This is a genomic window from Butyrivibrio sp. AE2032 (genome assembly GCF_000702965.1).
The window spans coordinates 26282-46595 of the sequence record NZ_JNLF01000007.1 but is presented as its reverse complement, the minus strand read 5'-3'; the positions used below and the strand labels follow the sequence as shown (position 1 = coordinate 46595).

The following is a 20314-nucleotide window of genomic DNA, read 5'->3' as shown; positions in this document are numbered from 1 at the left end:
CTGGTATATGTAGTATATGTGAGCACACTGAGAATAAGGCATAAAAGCACTATGAAAACAGTACAGCCTATTATTATGCTTCGTTTTAGTGGTTTCTTGTTAGCAGACATTTCCAGCTCCTTTTCAGGGTCATTTTGTATATATTATATATGTTATATATTTAGCCACTCTTTAATTGGTGCTTGTTGCGATACATAAGCTCATCAGCCTTGGCGAACACATCCGCCACGCTTCGCTCATTACGGAATTTTGCAACGCCTCCGGCTATGACTACATCGCCCTCTTCCAGGTTCTTTTTATTGCTTTCATCTAAAAGCTCCATGAGCTTATTGATATTCTTGAAATCTCCGCCTTGGGCGATAACAGCAAACTCGTCTCCACCGATCCTGAATACAGGGCTATGGCGGAATATTTTGCAGATAATATCGCAGCCTTTTTTGATGAGCTCATCCCCGGCCTGATGTCCCTTAGTATCATTTATCTGCTTAAGAGAATTGATATCCATGACAGCCACAGCAAAATCAGGAGCATTATTCTCTTCTATCATGCTGTTGATCTGAGCCTCTACGTCGATGTACGCGTGCTTATTCTTAACTCCTGTAAGAGCGTCACGGTTTACTTCGTTCCTGGCCGCTGCAAGCTTGGCCGCAGCATCCTGTTCCCTCTTCATCTGCTCATTGACATCGCTTATACCAAAAAGCAGTCTCTTTCCATTTTTCTCTTCCACCAGCGCAACCCTTAAGTTAACGTACCTTGGCTCTCCGGAGTGCAGATCCCTGTAGGTTATGGAAAAAATGCCATACTGCCTGATCTGGGCAAGGATATTGTCCATGGTCAGTTCATTAAGCACCCTCTCCATGTCCTCCAGATAGATCATATTCCTGCTGGCTCTTCTGAAGGTATGCAGGAACTCATCTCCCTGCTCAGGCATTCCCGGATCATGCTTGCTGTGTTCAACGGTGTAGGTTGTATACTCCCCTGTAGCAGGATCAACAGTAAAAATAATAATGTAATTACCGGATAGTGCAGATATCCTGGAATATGTTATCTGTTCTTCCTTTATCCGCTCAAACGACTCCTGCTGTTTTTTCTGAGCATCAATGTCGCTTATTCCGATTATGGCAAAATTGCCCTTAGCTTTGATCTTTACTGCCTTCAAATGTACATAGATAGGCTCATCCTTCTTAACAATTCTAAAGGTCAGAGTATACACACCTTTCTGATTGAGGATATCCATTACATTTTCCTTGAAGAAACTCTCGTAGAAACCTTCTTTATCTTCATCAAAGATATGCAGAATAGAATCGCTGTGACACTGGGCAAAAAAATTTACCCCATGTCTTTCAATTACGAGGTCGTCATAAGCATTTGTAGAACCATATTCCACAAACTGATCAGTATCTAAATCCACATAGTAAAGACTGATATAATCTGAAGCCAGAGTCTGCGCCACGTAGGTGTATGACAAATTATTTGCATCTCCTGTCTTTTCTACTCCTAGAAGGACCACAGCAAAAGCCACTACTCCCGTAACCGGGTTTATTGCAACACGTCTTATAAAGACGTGCCTCATTCCACCATCAGGAGTCCTCTCATCCAGAAGAGCTCTTTTCCCGTCTTTGGCACACTGCTTTAGAGCCTTGATAAAAGCAGATCCTCTGCCTTCTCGCATCTCTTCCAGATCCTTCGTCCTGTCTGCATTGGCATCTGCACCATCAAAGCTTTTAGAGAAAAACTCCTTATAGGCCTGATTAGCCCTTACTATCCACAGATCCGTGTCATTCATTTCCATGATGGCCATGGGAAGGGCATTGAAGTAATTCTTTTGGAATCCACCCTCAGCATCATCCTGTGTAACTGCCATATCATAAAGGCTTATCTTACCAATGATAGAATAATACTCTGTTTCAGCAGGATTCTCGCAGCTAAATAATGGCTCGCCCTTACTGATCTCCACCAGTTTTTCACGTGACAGAGGCATACTGTAATAGTAGCCCTGGAGTTTCGCACAACCTATATCCTTTAGGAAATCCACCTGTTCCTTAGTCTCAACTCCCTCTACAACAGTCTCTATGCCAAGGGATATCGCCATCTTTATAAGTTCAGTAAGAATGATCTTATTCTCATCACCATTCTCAAAAGATTGAACATACTGCATATCAAACTTCAAGGTGTCAAAATGAATAGACTGAAGCAGTTCCGGGGAGGAGTATCCACTACCGTAGTCGTCCATCCACACAGCAAATCCAAGAGCCTGAAATCGTTCAATCTGCTCCTTCATATATTCCACGTCGCTGCCCACAACAGACTCTGTGATCTCTATAGTAAGCCTGGAGTGATCAACTCCGGCATCATCTATCCTCTTCCTAATCTCTTCCACAATATCGCAGGCATAGAAATCAGTCCTTGAAAGGTTCAGTGACTGGGGAACAACATAAAATCCATACCGATCCTGAATCTTCATCTTTTCGATTACATTATCAAGGACAAAAAGATCAAGCTTATAAGCAAGTCCCGTATCTTCCAGGATTGGTATAAAATCCCCCGGCATAATGGTACCGCGCTCTGGATCGATCCATCTTGAAAGAGCCTCCTCATCGCTCACCAGCCCATTGGTCGCTCTGATAATAGGCTGATAATAAACCTGTATCCAGCCTTCCTTGATAGCTTTTTCAAGATTGGAAATGACATACTGCCTCATTTCTTCCTTGTGAAGCATTTCATCATCAAAATAGTTAATGCTGGAAATATAGGAGTTTCTTGAAGAATCACAGGCTATCTTGGCTCTATCACAGGCAGTACTGGGATCGTTTTCCCCATCCATTGCCCTATATACTCCTATCCTTACAGGAAGTGAATTACTTCCGTTAACGACTTCCAGATCTGATAGAACCACCTGAAGTCTCTGCTCTAAGTCACTTTGACTGGTGTAAACCGCAAAATGATCTCCATTGAATCTGCTGCAGTTGTTTGATCCAAAATGCCTGACCAGAACACGGGCTATTTTCTTTAGCAGTATATTTCCCTCACCAAACCCATACTTCTGGTTGTATATCTTCATGCCGCTAAGGTCAAAAAACAGCATAGCAGCCAAACCACCGGCTTTTTCTATTTCTTCCCTCCCGGCAACTGCCAGTTCAAAGAAATAACTCATCTGAGGAAGTCCCGTCAGATGATCAAATTTCTCGTTATAATTTCTGGAATTATCTCTTATTACTCTGCTAAGAGAATAGGCAAATGGATCGTCGCCTCCTTCAGGATCAGCCACGTATGGCCCTTCATCCGTGTACCAGACCACAGCGATTCGCTCTCCGGAAGGAGTATACATGTGCTCCCCCTTCGCCCTGATAACCCTGTATTCTCCGCGATTCATATTTCGAAACAGGATGTCATAAGGCTCATCGGAAAATGCAAACCGCTCTGCCGCATCTGCAATCCTGGATATGTCATCCGGATGAGCATCAAGATACATATCGTTTCTCATTATTCGATAAGCCTCATCCAGATTGTCCAGATTGAACAATTCAACAAATCCTGCGGATATTGCAAGAGTTTCCACATGGTTGTCTATAAACTGATATGTTGAAAAAGGGATGCAGTTCCCTTCTATAAATGCCCGCTCTTCTTTGCTGTAGGTATATTTTTTCATTCTCGTTCCCTGAACTCAGTAAGCTTTTGCACAATTCACCATACTAATATTTTATCGTTTTATCGCTCATTTTTCAAACAATCATTAATAATAAAAAGGTTAGAATCTGTTAATAATTCCCGCTAATTTCCACGGTTCCAATGCCGATATAAAGAGTAAGAAAGGAGGTTGGTACTAAATGAACAATCTCAACAAAAAATAAGGTACCGTCACTGCGGCAGGCTCCCGGTGGCGGTACTTTTTTAGCGCTATAGCTTGTTTTAATGCCCCTGATACCTTACAATTAACAAGGCTGCGCTGTTTGCGCAGATTAGTAAGTATTAGGAGGTACAGCTAATGAAAGCTACTTTTTCGCCATATCTGGCCGGCATTGCTGACGGCCTTAAAGCGCTTATAGCCGAGCTTAAGACAAGCTACGACTATGTCAGCGTTCTATCAACGGATTCCGTTGGTTTTACCATAACTGCTTCACAGAGAGTTAAATCAATCAATGGAGAGAACCTCACAACAGAGAGAGGAACTGTTGTAAGGGTATATAAAGATGGCCTTTACAGCGAATATTCTTTTAACCTCTTTGATCCATCCCAGGTAAAAGAAACAGCAGAAAAGATCAAAAAAGTCCTCGATATGCAGCTTTCTCTTTTAAAGGCTACAAACTCAAAGGTTTATGACACAAAAATCCTTAACGACGAACCAGAAGAGCTCTTTGTAGAAATGGATACAACGGATCTTCCGGAATCCACTGATTTAAGTGCCCTGGTTGCCAAGCTCCAGAAGTTCAGCGATGAAGGTGTCGCTATGTCTGAGGAGATCATCGACTGCAATGTAAGAGCTCAGTCAACCCATGTTTGCAAGATGTTCCTTACAGCAAATAAAGACCTTCGTCAGAGCTATGTATACTCAGAAGGCTCCGTTTCCATGATCGGTGTAAGAGATGGAAAGAGTAATTCTTCCTACAACGGCATTTCCGACAGGGAAGGCCCGGCTCTCTTCGACGGTCTTTCAAAGGCAGTAAAAGAGGCTTATACAGCATTAAATGACGATCTGGGTGCCGGCACCATCGAACCCGGTGAATATGATATCATCACAACTCCCGAAGTTTCCGGTCTTATTGCCCACGAAGCCTTCGGTCATGGCGTTGAGATGGATATGTTTGTTAAAAAGAGAGCTCTTGGAGCAGAATACATCGACAAGCGCGTAGGTTCTGACCTTGTTACCATGCATGAGGGTGCCAAGTGCGTAAAAGATGTGGCCAGCTATGCTTTTGACGATGAGGGAACTCCTGCTGGAGACGTTATAGAGATTGATAAAGGTATTTTGAAAACAGGCGTATGCGATGCCCTTGCTGCTCTCCGCCTTGGCATAAAGCCTACCGGCAACGGAAAGCGCGAAAACTTCGAGCATAAGGCCTATACAAGAATGACTAACACCATGTTTGACGCAGGAACTTCCACCAAGGAAGAAATGATCGCGTCCATAAAAAAAGGCTATCTTCTTGCCGGTATGGACTCCGGAATGGAAGATCCAAAGCATTGGGGAATTCAGTGCATAATTGACAGGGGCTATGAGATCATAGACGGAAAACTTACAGGAAAGGTAGTTTCTCCTGTGGTCCTCACCGGTTATGTGCCTGATCTGCTTGGTTCCATCTCCATGGTAAGTGATGACTATCTGTCCTTCGGAAATGGTGCCTGTGGAAAAGGCTACAAGGAATGGGTCAAGGTTTCAGATGGAGGCCCATATCTCAAGGCTAGAGCAACACTTGGATAATTGGGAGGATTAGATAATGACAGACAAGATCATAGAATTACTTAAAAACTCAGGCGCTGACGCCTGGGAAGTCTCTGACAAGGTCACACAGGCCTGGGAGTTCTATTTCATAAAGCATGAGCTTGACCAGAACAGAGTCAGAGATGTTGAACATATTAGCGTAACTGTGTACCGCAAGCTTGAGGATGGTAAGTTTCTTGGAAGTGCTTCTCAGGAGATCAATCCCACAGCTTCAGTAGAGGAAGCACAAAAGATCATAAACGACCTCTATGAGAGAGCTTCTTACGTAAAAAATCCTTATTTCGAGCTCAACAAGGATCAGGTAACGGTTAACAACAAGGATTATGATGTGGAGCAGACAGCCAGGGATTATATTGAAGCACTTCAGCAGATCCCCGAAACCTCCACAGAGGACATCAATTCCTATGAGATTTTTGCAGAAAAGACCACCAGACGTTTTGTAAACTCTGAGGGAATAGATGTAACTGTAGTTTGCCCAGGTTCAAAGGTAGAAGTTGTGGTAAACGCCAGAAACGACCAGCATGAAATTGAGCTGTACCGCATGTATGAATCCGGAAGCTGCGATAAGGCGCACCTTATCGAGGAACTTACAAGCACCCTCAAGTTCGGCAAGGACAGACTCGTTACCAAGCCTACACCTAACCTTAAGAAGGCTACTGTTCTCTTCTCAACCGAAGATGCCAGCGAACTGTTCAAGTTCTTTGCCATGAGAATGCATGCAAGCCTTAAATACAGAGGTTATTCTGACTGCGAGATAGGTAAATCTTTTGCAGAGGATGTTCAGGGAGATAAGATCACCATTAAGGCCCTTAAGGAGCTCCCCAACTCATCCAAAAACTATCCTGTAGACTCTGAAGGTGCCAAAACTAAAGATATGTACCTTATAAAGGATAACGTTCCCGAGAATTACTGGGGCGATTGCCAGTTCAGATATTACCTTGGAGTAAAAGACTCCTATATTGTCGGAAACTTCCAGGCAGAGGGCGGAAGCAGTACTGAAGCAGAGCTTCGTCAGGGTACTTATCTTGAGCCGGTTGAGTTCTCGGATTTCTCAGTGGATATAATCACAGGAGACATCGCTGGAGAAATAAGACTAGCATACCTTCACGAAGGTGATAAGGTTACTCCTGTAAGCGGAGGATCTGTATCTGGTAGCCTACCCGAGCTCATAAACAACATGAAACTATCAAAAGAGCTTAAGCAGTACAATAACGTCCTGATGCCTTCAGTAATTAAGCTTGAAAATGTAACAATAGCTGGAAATGAATGAAAAAAGATTATTTTGAACAGATAAGAAATGGCAGCGAGATTCCCTTTAAGGAGCAGCTGAGGATCATTGTGATGCTCAGCATTCCTGCCATTTTTTCTCAGATCACCACCGTTATAATGGAATACGTGGACCAGTCCATGGTTGGCCGTTTGGGGCCTGACCCCTCAGCTGCCATTGGACTGGTTTCTTCCACCACCTGGCTTGTAGGTGGCATCTGCCGAGCTGTAAGTACCGGATTTAATGTTCAGGTCGCTCACAGTATCGGTGCAAAAAATGATGCAAAAGCCAGAGCGATTGTTAAGCACGGCCTTGTATCTGTCTTGGCTTTTAGCATAACAATCGCTATTCTTTGTGTGTCCATTTCTGCATATCTGCCCTACTGGCTTGGAGGCGGAGAATCGATTGCATCCCAGGCAGCTACCTACTTCAGGATCTTTGCTTTCGCGCTTCCGCTTATGCACATCAGTATGACCTCTTCCGGAATGCTTCAGTGCAGCGGAAATATAAGGACTCCCAGCATCCTTAGCATTATTGGGTGCTTTTTGAACGTTATCCTGAATTTTATCCTGATCTTCCCTACAAGGTCCATTATTTTCTTTGGTACACCCATTGTGGTTTACGGAGCAGGCCTTGGAGTGGCTGGCGCAGCCCTTGGAACTGCCCTATCAGAGGGTTCAATTGGGCTTTCCATGCTATATTTCCTGCTAGTAAGGTCTCCTCTGTTGCATCTTCGAAAGGAAAAGTCCCTGCCATTTACATTGGATGAACTTGGTACTGCTGTTAAAATCGCTGTTCCTGTGGGCATTGAGCAGGGAATCATGGGCTGTGGCTACGTTATGGCCACAAGGATAGTTTCACCACTTGGAAATATCAGCCTTGCTGCTAACTCCTTCTCTATCACGGCAGAAGGTCTTTGTTACATGCCGGGCTACGGTATAGCCAGCGCTGCAACGGCACTAATTGGACAGAGCCTTGGCGCCGGAAGAAAGAAGCTTGCAAACCGCCTTGGCTGGCTTGCTACTGCCCTTGGAATGCTGGTAATGACAGGAACCGGTATTCTCATGTACATTTTTGCCCCGCAGCTATTAGCTCTTTTGACTCCGGATCCTGAAATTCAGGCTCTTGGAGCCATGGTCCTTCGTATAGAAGCCTTTGCTGAGCCAATGTTCGCAGCATCCATTGTTGGAACCGGCGTATTTAGAGGTGCAGGAGATACTCTTGGCCCATCTGTAATAAACTTTATCAGTATGTGGGCTGTAAGAATTACCTTAGCTTCCTTCCTGGCACCACGGATAGGCCTTCGAGGTGTTTGGCTTGCTATGTGTATTGATATTTGTGTCCGCGGAGCACTTTTCCTTTTAAGACTTTACAGAAAACCTGTAGGCTCAGCCACTATTGTAAAGGCCTGAGCCTTTATTTTTGCGCAAAAAAAGAAGCCCACAGCTAGCCTAGCTATAAGCCCCTCTTTAGCGAATATTAGTAAACTCGGTTTCCACCCCATTCAACTACTGTAAAGCCCTGTCTTGATGGTGAATCAAGAATCTGAGGATTGATCTTTACGCTGACATCTGATGGATACCATGCCATGAACACTCTAATCATAGTGTCAGGCTGTGGCGTAACAGTAAGCTGTGCGCCTTTTCTGTATGTTCTGTCCTGGAAGCTGATGATATTATAGGGATTTCCCTCCATATCCGGCAACCAGAACCTCAAAAACTCGTTGATCTCTGCTTCGTTAAGTCCCTGCTCTGAGAGCTTATCTCGTAAGAAGCCTTCCGTTTCGGATCCCTTTACACAATAGCCTGTAAAGAAATCATATTCATACTTCGGAACTCCCTCCCAGAAGAGGTAGTCATACTGCTGACCTTCGAAGGTTATCTGTCCATCCGGATTTGCTGTAACAGTCCAGGTGTTCTCTGAATTGAACTCAGGAATGAGCTCTGTAATGTCCCCATTGTAGTCAAGTCTTACTGAAATCTCAGTGTTCTCTTCCTGCGGATAGAGATAGATAACAGGCTTTAGGTCGGTTCCCACATCAGCACCAGAACCTGCTGTGTTGCATCCAACCATTGCCATCATTGCTACTGATAATACTAATCCCACAATACTTTTACTTTTCATAGGTCCACCCTCCTATAAAACCATTATATAGCCTGTTTTCAGAAATGCACCACTTTTTACTAAATTTTCACAGCTTTTCCTAAATTTTTAAACTTTATTTCAGTGCCATATTACTTCTAAAGTGGGCTCCTTAGATACTGTTATAAGCTCTTTTGCCTCAAAAATGGGCTTAAAGCCCTCTTTGCTGTTTAGGGCATCCTTCTTATAAACCGGTGTTCCTTCCCCTGCCATAAAGGCCTTGACATAGTCTTCTATTGTCTCAATTGGGTAAGAAAAACTCATTCCTCCCATGTCAGGCTGACCAAAATAGTGAATATCCGAGCCTCCGGCCATTAAAAAGCCATGATCAAGGGCATATTGGTAGCCCAGCGCATTCTGATAGTCAGGATTCGCAGCATTATAAACTTCAGCGCCATCACAGGCATCAGGAGTCAAATGTATAGCGGATAGATAACCCCTTTCCCGGTAGGGATGAGCCTGTATCATTATACCGCCGCCCTGATGAACTGCCTCATATACCTGGAATCTGTCCTTTCCTTCAATATCAGGATTGTCCAACAGCCACTCTTTTGAAAGACCATAGAGCAAAAATTCATCCCCTTGGAAGTTATACTCAAGGCCAAAAAGAACTGTCAGATCCTTGCCTGCAGCTTCCTTAGCATGCTCATAGCCGCTACAGTACTGCTCTACTCTTTTATCCCAGGGCTGGTCCTTCGGAACGGCACAGTTTCCTGTAAAAAAGTGGTCGGTTACAATGATTCCCGCGTAGCCCAGATCCTTCATATACCTGATATAATCAGCTCCGGGTGTCCTTGAACAGGCGCTGCCCTCTATTGTGTGAAGATGTGTCTCATAAATATAATTCATAATCAAACCACCAGAATATAGACCACAACTGCGATTATACCGATTGCGAACATCATAAGGGAAAAGGCACTGCTGGCACTTACCATCTTTGTGGTCTGATCCATAAGGGTCTTTTTCCCGGCAAGAACAAGCACGTAGTTCTTCTTTCTATGAATCCTCTCTCCGGTACAGAAGCTGATAGCTGAAGAGATCCTGTTCATAATGCTTCCAAGTATATTGGCAAGGAAGAATTTCGCAGGAACCGGTTCCTTTCTGAAGACCTGTTTATGAGTGGTCCTTCGAAGAAAAAGGATTAAACCGTCCAGGGCAAAATCCAGGCATCTGCAGATAAATCCAATAACTGCAGGAAGTATCACCATAAGAACCGGCTCATAGAATAGTGTCAAAAGATCCAGCTTCTTTGGCCAAATATCAGCATATACTTCTCTTCCATCCTCATTTCTAAGAAGAACTCTCCTGATAAATACAAGGTAGATCAAGGCTCCAAGAAGGATGCTTATAAATCCGCCCTTCAGGTTTTCAAGGGAGAAATAGTTGACCTGATGTTCCAGCTCTTTTGCCCCTAAAAAGCCCTGTCCCATATTTCCAATAATATCAATTGTAATCTTTGAAAGCACGCCAAATACAGGCATTACAAAGGCAGTGATTGCAAGTACAAGCTTAGTAAGAGGGGTGCAATAGGGCTTTCCCTCATCATATTCAGCTTGCAGATCTGCATCCACGTTCTTCTCCACAAACACACAGACAAAGAGCTTTGTCATATATGCCAATGTCATGGCTCCAGTGATCAAAAACAGCCACTCAATGACTCTGAATAGTACTACATCGCTACTTCCCTGCTCAGAAAGAACCTCTATATATTCCACGATACTCTCATGAAGAAGTGTCTTACTAATATAACCGTTAAAGAAAGGTATTCCGGCAATTCCAAGGGAGCCCGACAGGAAAACCAGCTTAAGGAAAGGCTTTTTTCTGCCGTATCCACGGATTTCATTCAGGTTCAGTTTGTGAAGATTCATCACGATCACACCTGCAGCCATAAATAGCACCAGCTTAAGGCAGGCATGGTTTACCATATGCATTACTGTTCCCCTGGCTGCCAGAGTATTCTCTTCCCCCAGAAGATCCATCATGCCAATGCCAACAATGATCATTCCCAGCTGAGACATGGAGGAGCAGGCCAAAGTTCTTTTGATATCCACGGAAAAAATAGCAAGGATTCCTCCAAGGAGCATGGTTACCACTCCCAGCATCACAATAATAAAGCCCCATTGCCCGTTACCCGGGAACACATACACTGAAAGCACCAATAGTCCAAATATTCCGGTCTTGGTTATAATACCGGAAAGAAGCGCCGATGCCGGTGCCGGTGCCACAGGATGCGCCATTGGAAGCCAGATGTGCAGCGGGAACATACCTGCCTTGGCGCCAAAGCCAAAGAGAATGCATCCACCGGCGATAAACAGCGTCCTTATAGCATCTGCATCACCGGATTTAAGGAGAGCCTCGCAAAGGGGCTTTAGTTCCTCAAAGGTAAGTGTCCCAAACATGTGGTGCAACAGGAATATTCCCATAAGTGACACCAATCCACCAATTACAGCCACAGCCAGATACACGCCTCCGGCCCTTAAGGTAAGTTCATTCTCATCGTGGATCACACAGACATAACTGGCCACAGACATTATCTCGAAAAAGATAAATGTGGTGTACAGATCTCCCGACAGGAAAAGAGCTGTGGTTGCCACATAGGTGATTGCCAGGAAGAAGTAGTACCGTCCCTTTTTCCCCGCATGAGACATATATTCTTTTGAAAAGAGGGTGGTCATGAACCACATATATGTGGCAATTATGGCAAAGAGCAGGCGAAATCCGCCAATCTCAAAGCTAAGCCCTAATGCACATATATCAGGGATGATTATTCTCATATCAAAATACTCCGTTTGCTACTGTTGTAAGCACTGTTAGAATCGGCTCAGCCTTGAGCCCAATAAAAACAATCGCTATTGAAAAAATCCCCAGTGGAAGCAGCATCTTCCAGGATGGGTCAGATGCTTTTTCCTCATCATGAGCCATTTTCCCAAGGGCATCACTGTCCGGGAAAAAGCCTCTTACTGCCACAGTTAAAAGATATATTGCCGTCATCAAAGCAGAATAAAGAAGCACAAACACTGCAGCATATTCCAATGTTCCGCCTCCCTCAAACAGAGACTGGGCAATCTTCCATTTGCTCACAAAGCCTGCAAAGAGAGGAACTCCGATAATAGAACAGGACGATACGACAAATGCCGTCATGGTCTTTGGCATCTGAAGCCCGATTCCATCAAGCTCATAAACATATTCCTTGTGAGCACGGTGCATAACAGCTCCTACACAGAAGAATCCACTGATCTTCATAATGGCATGGAACAGCATGTGGCTCATTCCGGCCAAAAGCCCTAATGGAGACATCATTGTGACTCCAAGAAGAATATAGGAGAGATTGCTGACTGTGGAATAAGCCATTCTCCTCTTAAAATGTGTTTCCTTCACTCCCATGGTGGAAGCATATACGATAGTGATCATCGCAAAGGAAAGTGCTATTCTCTGTGCCCAGCTTCCCTTTAACACCTCTGCTCCAAAGCAGTAATAAGTGAATCTCATGATCGCAAACACTCCGGATTTTACCACAGCTACTGCGTGAAGAAGAGCTGTAACCGGCGTTGGTGCCACAGATGCATCCGGAAGCCACCCATGAAAAGGAAATATTGCTGCTTTAACTCCAAATCCAAAAAATGCCATCAGATACACAAGATGAACCACATGAATATGGCTGGAAAGCGCTATTATGTTAAGATTCCCTCCATATTTGAATTCCATATTGTGAGAAAACAGCACGTAAAAGACCATCCCAATGAAGGCAAAGGCCGTTCCGCCTATCATGTAGTATAGATACTTTCTGGTAGCTCTTTTGGCTTCCTTGGTCATGGTGTGGATCACCAAAGGGAGTGTGACCATTGTAAGTGCCTCGTAGAACAGGTACATGGTAACTATATTACCTGAAAGTGCAACACCCATGGTCACTCCGTAGGTTATTGTGTAAAATCCGAAGAATACGTCTGTCCTTTCGTCATGCTCCATGTACTCGAAAGCATAGAGAGTTGCCAGAGGCCACAGACAAGAAACAATTCCAGCAAAAAAGGCTGCAAGTCCATCAACTCTAAGAGTCATCACCAGCTTATCACCAAGGGAGAACAAAGAAAGTGTCCCTTGTGGCGCATGAAACAGAATAAACAGCGTAAGGATCGTGTTTATTACCACAACAAGTTCAAGCAGGATATTCCTTATTTTTTTGTCTTTTACGGGAAAGACCATTATTCCGATTCCGCATAAAATCGGTATCATAATGGGCAGGACCAAAACGTATAGGTTCATTATGTAATTCCCTGTCTCTTTCTATCTGTTTATATCAAGTTAAAATAGTATCTTTGTAAGTTCCAAAAGCTTACTACTCAGCCCCATTGGCCAGATTCCAAGAACAACGGAAAGCAATGTCATTATCAGCATAGGCACAAGCATCAAAAGCCCGGGATCTGTAACAGGCTCCTGCCCTGTCTTTTCCGTGCCGGACTCATCCTTTTCTCCATAGAGAAAGGCCCTTATGGACACAGTAAGAAGATATCCTGCAGTAAGAAGCGCACTCACTAGAAGGAATACCACTCCAAGCCATCTGATAACCGGAATATCCATGTCCAGCGCTCCCTGAGCCAGATACCACTTGCTTATAAAGGCACTGGTGGGCGGAATTCCTATAAGTGTTATAGAGGAAAGGGTAAAGCACCACATGGTTATTGGCATCTTTCGTCCAATTCCATCCAGCTGACTTACTAAAGTCTTCCTGGCTTTTATGATCACAGCTCCTGCTGTCAGGAAGAGCGTATCCTTAACAAGGCTGTGGAAGATCACATGAAGAATTGCTCCAATAAATCCCACAGGCTCTAAGGTTGCAAGTCCAAACAGCACATAGGACACCTGACTGACAGTTGAATAGGCAAGTCTCTTTTTAAGAACCTTCTCCTGATATGCCATCATAGAGCCCATCAGAACCGTGGTCATTGACAGCACAAGAAATGTGTACTGCACCCAGGTTCCCCTAATCCTATCCGGCCCTACGCAGTAAAAGATACTTCTTACGATGCCCAAAACTCCTGCCTTTGTAATAACACCAGACAGCACCGCAGATGCAGGTGCCGGAGCCACAGGATGGGCTGTAGGTAGCCACCCGTGCATAGGGAACATACCTGCCTTCGTAGCAAAGCCCAGTACCATGCAAAATGCTCCAACCAGCTCCAAAGTGCCAAATTCCGCACTCTCAGGGATGCATCCCCCTGCTGTAAATGTCAGATCAAATCCCTTTGTCATAAACAAGAAGAAGCCAAACAGCGTAAGAAAAGCTCCTCCCATGGAGTAAAACAGGTACTTTAAGGCTGCCATGACAGATTCATGACTTCTTGAGTTAAGTACCATAGGCATGGAAAGCAGCGTCATAGCCTCAAACAGGCAGTAATAAGTGAAAAAGTTCGCAGCAAAAGCCGCCAATACCAGTATCACTCCCGTTAGGGCATAAAAAACATAGAATCCCTTCCTACGCTTCTCGTGTTTCATATATTCAATTGAAGCGATGGCCACCAGAATCCACATGGATGCAAACAAAAGGGCAAACATCAGCCCCAGTTCATCCACCCTAAAGCAAAGATCCATGGAATCAGCCACATTCAGTAATCTAATTTCCGGCACAAAAACCTCCAGCAAAAACCTTTATCCAAACAGTTCCAATCCTCTGGAAATGATATCTATAACAGTGGGCGACATAGTTCCCAGATACAGGTTTAGTAAAACAAATCCAATAACTCCAAGGCTCTCCAGTACAAGCCCCTTCTTTTCATAGCTCTTTTCACCCTCCTGAAGGGCAGCTTTGGCATCACCAACAGGTGTATAAAGAACTATTACCGTCCTCATGAAATAGACTGCATTCAGCACTGTACTCACAGCAAGAGCCGTCCAGGCAGCTATCATCTTGGTGGTGTTTGCCTCCGTCGCTGCTGAGGCAAACATAAACTTTGAAACAAATCCGGTCAAAAGAGGCATTCCGATCATGGACATGGCACCTACAGTAAATCCAAAGCCCGAAAGCTTATTCCTAAATCCCGCTCCTGTAAGTCCCTTCCTGTCAATTCTGCCATTAGAGCTATCTGAAAGCCCTGAAATACTGATAAACAAAAGAGCCTTCATCACTCCATGGGATATTACATGAAACAGAGCAGCCACGATTCCCTCTTCAGTTCCAAGGCCGAGCCCCATGTAGATATAACCGATCTGAGCCACAGAAGAATATGCCGTCATTCTTCGAACGTTCTGTTCTTTTATGGCGTCAATAGATCCGATCATCATTCCGATAATGCCAAGAATGAACAGCACATTGGTCATCTGATTCCAGGCCAGAGTCTTATTGGGAAGTACCCTGACCATGAGCTTGATCAAAAGGAAGATGTAACCCTTCGATACCAGTGATGAAAGGATTGCTGAAGCCGCAGGAGTTGTATAGCCGTAGGCATCGGGAATCCAGGTATGAAAAGGATACAAGCCTGATTTTATTCCAAGTCCAACTGTCAAAAGGATCAGGATTACTGTGAGAGGAACCTGATATCTTGCTGTATAAACAATGTTAGCCAACGTATTTTTTGCCGGAGTCATGAGAAGATGTCCGGTAATGCAGTAAAGCAGTGACAATCCGATAAGGAAAAGACCAGAGCCCACAAGACTCATTACCATGTACCTTATGGCTGAAACATAAACTCTTCCAATTCTCTTTGCCATTATCAGTCCGCAGGCAGCAATGGTACAAATCTCAATAAATACGTATGCAGTAAACAGGTCATTGGTGTATATGAGGGCCAGTAGAGATGCCATCATCAGATCCAGCTGGATGTAAAAGAGATTTTTCCTTGAATCATCAATCTCTTTTTCAATGTGGGCGATGCCTCCCAGGACAGAAAAGAACATTATCCCGGAAAAGAAAACTACCATCAGGGCCTCAAGCTGTCCGATCCTTATCTCATTTCCCCAAGGAGCCGGATAATGCCCCATCATATAGGTGTAGCTGTTATCAGCACGGACACAGTAAACAAGCGTCATTATCGACATCACATGAACCAGCACCACCATAAGAATGTGGAGGTTTCTTGCTCCCCTGCCCTTAAATACAAAAGAGATTATGGCAGTAAACATGGATAGGATTATGCAGAAAAACGGGAAGTTCTGAACCAGTGTCATTCTATCTCCTCCCCTGCATCTTCATCAGCAAGCGCCTGAAGCTCCTCATTCTCCTGCTTTCGAAGCAGCATCATGATCTCATCCAGGTTCAAAGTATTGTACTGTCTGTAAAGATTTATCGTAAGGGCCATCATAAGCGCACTGACACTGACAGAAACCACGATTCCGGTGAGAACAAGTCCCGAAGGGACCGGGTTAATGTAGTAGGACGCATCAGCGATGCCATCGATATAAATGGGCGCAGCTTTACCGGCAATATACCCCTTCGAAGCCAGGAAAAGATATACTGCAGCATCCATTATGTCCAGACCAATGATCTTTTTTACGAGATTGGGCTGGATCAGCAGATTCATCATCCCAAGAACAAAAAGGATGACGGAAGCCACTTCCTCATAATTTGTAAAAATGCTCTCTCCCATCAATAGTCTCCCTTTCGGAACATTACATAGAAAGAATACATGGTGCAGGCCACAACTATACCCACACAGATATTCAGATAAACAATAAGTCCGGCACTTAAGATAGCTCCCGGAGTCCCTGGGGTAATGATATTATCCAGGTGGTTAGCTCCCGTATAAAAAGAGTAACTCTTTGCGATACAGTAAAAAGAAAGCGCCGTAACAGTCATGGTTTTAATGCCCTTTTCCGACAGAAATCTTCTTGTCTTTTCATATCCATAGGCAGTCAGATGAAGGATAAATCCGGCACCTATTATAGCCCCTCCGGAAAAACCACCGCCCGGCGAAATATGCCCATTCAGGATTACATAAATCCCAAAAAGAATGATCACAGGTACTAAAACCTTCGCCGCCTGCTGCAATATCTCGTCGTTTCTGGGTTCGAAATAGCTGTCTGCCTTCTCCTCATCCTCTTTTTCTTTGGAACTGTCTGAATCAGTTTTTAAAAGCATAAGCACGCAGCAGGAAGCCACGAAAAGCACACAGGACTCACCAAATGTATCAAAAGCCCTGTAATCAAGGATCATACCTGCCACTATATTCACAGCCCCGGTCTCTTCAAGACCCTTTTCAATGTATCTTGTTGCCACCTCGTTGTTCTCAGGGGCATTCACATCTCCAAACTCAGGAAGAAAGCTGATAGTCTGAAGAAGAAGGATAGTCATAAAGATTCCAAGGACTATAGCCACGGCGTAGTAGGCCTTTTGGAATCGATCCAGATGCCTCTTTTGACTAAGCTCAAACATTTCCCTGTTGTCAGCTATCATCTTGTTAACATAACGCTCGATATTTACCTTATCCCTCTCCCTGGGCGGTGTGCGGACCTCAAGCTTACCCTTCATTGGGTCATACTTTCCCTTTACCCAGGCGGCAAAATGCTGCCATATGCTGTTTTCATACTTCGGGTTTCGTTTCATTGGATGCCTCCGTGCGGATTGAACGGATCTTCTTAAGTGTTATAAAAAGAAGAATACTGATAACTCCTGCTCCTACAGCCGCCTCAGTAATAGCGAGGTCAGGGGACTCCAAAAGGAGCCAGATTATAGCCATCACCAGACTGAACGCCATATATATTGAAACGGAGACAAGAAGCCTCTTTGAAAAACTCACGGCAAGAGCGCAGATTATGAGAAACGAGAGCAGTACAATTCTTAAAACATCCATTATTCCTCTTCCTCCTTTTTCAGCTCCTCTAAAGTAACAGCCCTGGCATCCTGCGGAAGGTTTTGATTTGTTGCAGCTTCCAGCGTTACCAGAAGATGGCTGCACACCGGAGATGCTATCCAGAAAAGAGCTATAGTCATTAAGAGCTTCGCTGAATCATAGGAAAAGCCCCTTATCACCATAACTCCCGCAGAAATCAGCAAAAGTCCCAAAGAATCCAGCATTGCTGCAGCATGCACCCTGTTAAGGACATACTTTATCCTGAATATCCCTATAACTCCAACTGCAAACACTGCCATGCCGGCAATTATCAAAAGCGCAGCCAAAAGGAAGGTCAATGTACTAATCTTCATCTTTTTCACCCTCCTTTTGTCCCAACTGTCTCTTTTCTCTGTAAATACCAATGTAAATCTGGGTCAGTACCATTACAGCAACAAAACTTATGACTGCATACACCAGCGCCACATCCAGCATCATGCTCTCGTTTAAAAGCACAGAAAGCAGGATGATGATCGCAATTGTCAAAGTTCCAATCATGTTGACTGCCATGATCCTGTCAGCCAGCTTAGGACCGATGATTGCCCTGACAAGGCATAAAATTGCCATTACTGAGATCACAATAATGCATATCAAGAAAAACATGCCAAAATTAATTCTCAAAATGATTCCTCCATTCTCTTCAACAAATGAACGAAGACGGAATCGTCGATTCCCTTAGCCATTGATTTGTCATAACAATGTACCTGAAACTCGCCGTCCCTTACTCGTACGGTAATGGTCCCCGGTGTAAGAGATATTGAATTAGCCAGAACAACCTGGAAAAACGACGATTTGACAGGTGCAGGGAAATGTACGATAACAGGTTCGGGAATATCCCTCATATTGAAGACAAATCCTGCCATAACCACAGTTGCAACCACAACCTCTTTTATCAAAACAAACAGATATGCTATTACCAGTGGAAGATTCCTGAAGAAAAGAAGCTCATGCTGAGGTTTATAACCTATAAATATCCAGGAAAAGACATAAAGAAACAGGCTTATGACGATACCAAAAATTACAATTTCCGTCGTCACTCGCCCGTTAAGTATTATCCAGAAAAGAAAAAACAAAACCCCCATGAATCAAACCCCACTTTTTTCTTTACTGATTTTATAACATTGCCCCCTTTAGGGCAATCCTTAAAAGTGGTAAAATGTCTGCTATGAGTGTTGATGCATATTTTAACCCGGATTTTTCTTTATACAAAAAAATAATCTTTTTCCTGATCACGCTAGCCGTTCTTTCTGTGGCCATCCTGATCATCGCCGGAGTCGAAAAGCTCTTTGTGAAGGAGAAGACAAAAGAACTTCGGGATGAGGTCTATAAAGACAGGCTAAACGATCAGACCCAGAGGCTTTTCGAGATGATAATATCCGGAACCTCTGTGCTTTTGTTTTCCTGCTCATATGTTGTGAGCAACCACATTTATACTCTGGTAAGTACAGGTGCAGCACCAGCAGGAAGCCGTTATATAAAGCTTTTTGTGGAAGGCTGGTCAGAGGGCAAGGACTTTATTCTCCTGCTTCTTATCTGTATGTCCTGCGTAATTAATTCCATTCTGGATAAGTTCATAATACCTCTTTCAAGGCTCAGCAAAGAGGAAAAGGCCACCATGCGTATGCTTGGTATGTTCTACGTCATAATCATTCTTATTTATCTGAATTATATTGGAGATGAGAGCCAGTACGGCCCTGTGATGATGTACTACTTTGGCCTTATGGTAGGTCGATTTGTGTACTTTGATGCCTCATTTATGGATTTTGTTACAGCCCTTAAAAATGTATTTTTAAATCTGCCATTTTTACTGCTGACCCTTACCATAACCGGGCTTTTGAGCCTCCTCGGTTTTAGGCTGGAGTACTTTTTGGAGCGAAATTACTACATAGTTGGTATCTTCTACACCCACCTGTTTTTACTTGTCGCAATTTTCCTGGTGTTCTGGTGTTACAAACTGTTCTTCATGCCGAAAAAACGGCCTCGGAGCGCCGAAAAACAAAATTAAAATATCATCTGTTACCACCTTAAGTTTTCTTCCCTTGGGCCGATATAATATGTGAATTGGTCAGGAAAGGAACTTGGTATGGATTTCAGCTTCTTAGCAGCAGCAAACAGCATAACAAGTACATATCTGAATCAGAATTCTGTAACAAACTCCGTTTCAGAACTAAATGGTCTTGATGAAGAAACCAGGAAGAAATTTGGTGCAGAATTTGCAGAAGCTTACGACTCCATGGTGGCCCAGAAAGCGTTAAATGCCAACATGCGTCAAAGCTATGAGAACACCCACAAGGATGATTTCAAGGTTCACGCGGACAGGCTCGGCTACTCTATAGACAACAGAGTTATAGACATGCTCCACCTGCAGTTATCAGATGACATGAACGCTCGTGTCAACTCCGCAATGAACAACGCTATGAAAGATCTTTAAAGAGAGATTAAGTCAGAATAAGACATAATCTCTCTTTTTTCTTTTCCTCTCTACGGATCCTTATAACATCTACAGCCATGGAAAATGCAAACTCCAGGCAGCTCTTTACATCTTCAAATACATTTCTCATCATCATGGTTAATTCCTCCTGACAAATGTGATTCATAATGATTTATACGAGTATCTTTTTATAGTGGCAAAAATTTTATCTGATT

The 20314-nt window shown here is 43.8% G+C and carries 19 protein-coding genes; 5 read left to right on the top strand and 14 right to left on the bottom strand.

Annotated features, from left to right (window positions below; all coding sequences use genetic code 11):
- Positions 1-160 precede the first annotated feature (160 nt).
- Positions 161-3649 (bottom strand): sensor domain-containing diguanylate cyclase, encoded by a 3489-nt coding sequence (locus BO18_RS33845; RefSeq protein WP_051689329.1) that lies wholly within the window; start codon positions 3647-3649, stop codon positions 161-163.
- Positions 3650-3985: 336 nt separating this feature from the next.
- Between BO18_RS33845 and BO18_RS30535 the strand changes: the two genes are divergently transcribed.
- Genes BO18_RS30535 through BO18_RS30525 form a run of 3 tightly spaced genes read left to right on the top strand, consistent with a single transcriptional unit; the run spans position 3986 to position 8119 of the window.
- The gene (locus BO18_RS30535; protein ID WP_034452691.1) at positions 3986-5419 is read left to right on the top strand and encodes a TldD/PmbA family protein; all 1434 of its coding nucleotides are present in this window, start codon (positions 3986-3988) and stop codon (positions 5417-5419) included.
- A 16-nt stretch (positions 5420-5435) separates the two neighbouring features.
- On the top strand, positions 5436-6710 hold the full coding sequence (locus tag BO18_RS30530) for a metallopeptidase TldD-related protein (RefSeq protein ID WP_034452690.1): 1275 nt from the start codon (positions 5436-5438) through the stop codon (positions 6708-6710).
- Complete coding sequence (locus BO18_RS30525) at positions 6707-8119, top strand: MATE family efflux transporter (RefSeq protein ID WP_034452689.1); 1413 nt, start codon at positions 6707-6709, stop codon at positions 8117-8119. Before BO18_RS30530 ends, BO18_RS30525 begins: the two co-directional genes overlap by 4 nt.
- 67 nt (positions 8120-8186) lie before the next feature.
- Here the strand turns inward: BO18_RS30525 and BO18_RS35875 are convergent, their stop codons facing one another.
- From BO18_RS35875 to BO18_RS30465, 12 genes are all read right to left on the bottom strand, one after another.
- Complete coding sequence (locus tag BO18_RS35875) at positions 8187-8831, bottom strand: hypothetical protein (RefSeq protein WP_034452688.1); 645 nt, start codon at positions 8829-8831, stop codon at positions 8187-8189.
- Between the two features lie 99 nt (positions 8832-8930).
- Entirely contained in the window at positions 8931-9698 is a 768-nt protein-coding gene (locus BO18_RS30515; protein WP_051689328.1) for a PHP domain-containing protein, read from the bottom strand.
- A gap of 2 nt (positions 9699-9700) precedes the next feature.
- A complete protein-coding gene (locus BO18_RS30510) occupies positions 9701-11623 on the bottom strand; it encodes a complex I subunit 5 family protein (RefSeq protein ID WP_034452686.1) in 1923 nt (640 codons plus the stop codon).
- Between the two features lies 1 nt (position 11624).
- Positions 11625-13109: a complex I subunit 5 family protein gene (locus tag BO18_RS30505; RefSeq protein ID WP_034452684.1), complete on the bottom strand. Its 1485-nt coding sequence runs from the start codon at positions 13107-13109 to the stop codon at positions 11625-11627.
- A gap of 39 nt (positions 13110-13148) precedes the next feature.
- Positions 13149-14471, bottom strand: a complete 1323-nt coding sequence (locus BO18_RS30500; RefSeq protein WP_242856628.1) for a complex I subunit 5 family protein — start codon at positions 14469-14471, stop codon at positions 13149-13151.
- A 21-nt stretch (positions 14472-14492) separates the two neighbouring features.
- Complete coding sequence (locus BO18_RS30495; RefSeq protein ID WP_034452681.1) at positions 14493-16007, bottom strand: complex I subunit 5 family protein; 1515 nt, start codon at positions 16005-16007, stop codon at positions 14493-14495.
- Positions 16004-16426 carry a sodium:proton antiporter gene (locus BO18_RS30490; RefSeq protein WP_185752647.1) on the bottom strand — a complete coding sequence of 141 codons (423 nt, stop codon included), beginning with the start codon at positions 16424-16426 and terminating at the stop codon, positions 16004-16006. The genes BO18_RS30495 and BO18_RS30490 overlap by 4 nt, the downstream gene beginning before the upstream one ends.
- Complete coding sequence (gene mbhE / locus BO18_RS30485; RefSeq protein WP_034452680.1) at positions 16426-17382, bottom strand: hydrogen gas-evolving membrane-bound hydrogenase subunit E; 957 nt, start codon at positions 17380-17382, stop codon at positions 16426-16428. Before mbhE ends, BO18_RS30490 begins: the two co-directional genes overlap by 1 nt.
- Complete coding sequence (locus BO18_RS30480) at positions 17360-17629, bottom strand: hydrogenase subunit MbhD domain-containing protein (RefSeq protein ID WP_034452678.1); 270 nt, start codon at positions 17627-17629, stop codon at positions 17360-17362. Before BO18_RS30480 ends, mbhE begins: the two co-directional genes overlap by 23 nt.
- Positions 17629-17982: a cation:proton antiporter gene (locus tag BO18_RS30475; protein WP_034452677.1), complete on the bottom strand. Its 354-nt coding sequence runs from the start codon at positions 17980-17982 to the stop codon at positions 17629-17631. The genes BO18_RS30480 and BO18_RS30475 overlap by 1 nt, the downstream gene beginning before the upstream one ends.
- Positions 17972-18289: a monovalent cation/H+ antiporter complex subunit F gene (locus BO18_RS30470; RefSeq protein WP_242856627.1), complete on the bottom strand. Its 318-nt coding sequence runs from the start codon at positions 18287-18289 to the stop codon at positions 17972-17974. The genes BO18_RS30475 and BO18_RS30470 overlap by 11 nt, the downstream gene beginning before the upstream one ends.
- Positions 18286-18750: a Na+/H+ antiporter subunit E gene (locus tag BO18_RS30465; protein WP_034452676.1), complete on the bottom strand. Its 465-nt coding sequence runs from the start codon at positions 18748-18750 to the stop codon at positions 18286-18288. Before BO18_RS30465 ends, BO18_RS30470 begins: the two co-directional genes overlap by 4 nt.
- A gap of 74 nt (positions 18751-18824) precedes the next feature.
- On the opposite strand from BO18_RS30465, the gene BO18_RS30460 reads away from it, so the two are divergent.
- Both BO18_RS30460 and BO18_RS30455 read left to right on the top strand, forming a co-directional pair.
- Complete coding sequence (locus BO18_RS30460; RefSeq protein WP_034452674.1) at positions 18825-19673, top strand: hypothetical protein; 849 nt, start codon at positions 18825-18827, stop codon at positions 19671-19673.
- A 78-nt stretch (positions 19674-19751) separates the two neighbouring features.
- Positions 19752-20099 (top strand): hypothetical protein, encoded by a 348-nt coding sequence (locus BO18_RS30455; protein ID WP_034452671.1) that lies wholly within the window; start codon positions 19752-19754, stop codon positions 20097-20099.
- A 7-nt stretch (positions 20100-20106) separates the two neighbouring features.
- Here BO18_RS30455 and BO18_RS36085 read toward each other — a convergent pair whose 3' ends face one another.
- Positions 20107-20235, bottom strand: a complete 129-nt coding sequence (locus BO18_RS36085; RefSeq protein WP_255351014.1) for a hypothetical protein — start codon at positions 20233-20235, stop codon at positions 20107-20109.
- Positions 20236-20314 lie beyond the last annotated feature (79 nt).

Coding starts and splice junctions, on each gene's coding strand:
- BO18_RS30505 (WP_034452684.1), bottom strand. CDS start 13,109: ATGAACCTATACGTTTTGGTCCTGCCCATTATGATACCGATTTTATGC.
- BO18_RS30480 (WP_034452678.1), bottom strand. CDS start 17,629: ATGGATGTTTTAAGAATTGTACTGCTCTCGTTTCTCATAATCTGCGCT.
- BO18_RS30490 (WP_185752647.1), bottom strand. CDS start 16,426: ATGGGAGAGAGCATTTTTACAAATTATGAGGAAGTGGCTTCCGTCATC.
- BO18_RS30495 (WP_034452681.1), bottom strand. CDS start 16,007: ATGACACTGGTTCAGAACTTCCCGTTTTTCTGCATAATCCTATCCATG.
- BO18_RS30510 (WP_034452686.1), bottom strand. CDS start 11,623: ATGAGAATAATCATCCCTGATATATGTGCATTAGGGCTTAGCTTTGAG.
- BO18_RS30475 (WP_034452677.1), bottom strand. CDS start 17,982: ATGAAGATTAGTACATTGACCTTCCTTTTGGCTGCGCTTTTGATAATT.
- BO18_RS36085 (WP_255351014.1), bottom strand. CDS start 20,235: ATGATGATGAGAAATGTATTTGAAGATGTAAAGAGCTGCCTGGAGTTT.
- BO18_RS30455 (WP_034452671.1), top strand. CDS start 19,752: ATGGATTTCAGCTTCTTAGCAGCAGCAAACAGCATAACAAGTACATAT.
- BO18_RS35875 (WP_034452688.1), bottom strand. CDS start 8,831: ATGAAAAGTAAAAGTATTGTGGGATTAGTATTATCAGTAGCAATGATG.
- BO18_RS30465 (WP_034452676.1), bottom strand. CDS start 18,750: ATGGGGGTTTTGTTTTTTCTTTTCTGGATAATACTTAACGGGCGAGTG.
- BO18_RS33845 (WP_051689329.1), bottom strand. CDS start 3,649: ATGAAAAAATATACCTACAGCAAAGAAGAGCGGGCATTTATAGAAGGG.
- BO18_RS30460 (WP_034452674.1), top strand. CDS start 18,825: ATGTCTGCTATGAGTGTTGATGCATATTTTAACCCGGATTTTTCTTTA.
- BO18_RS30515 (WP_051689328.1), bottom strand. CDS start 9,698: ATGAATTATATTTATGAGACACATCTTCACACAATAGAGGGCAGCGCC.
- BO18_RS30525 (WP_034452689.1), top strand. CDS start 6,707: ATGAAAAAAGATTATTTTGAACAGATAAGAAATGGCAGCGAGATTCCC.
- BO18_RS30530 (WP_034452690.1), top strand. CDS start 5,436: ATGACAGACAAGATCATAGAATTACTTAAAAACTCAGGCGCTGACGCC.
- mbhE (WP_034452680.1), bottom strand. CDS start 17,382: ATGAAACGAAACCCGAAGTATGAAAACAGCATATGGCAGCATTTTGCC.
- BO18_RS30535 (WP_034452691.1), top strand. CDS start 3,986: ATGAAAGCTACTTTTTCGCCATATCTGGCCGGCATTGCTGACGGCCTT.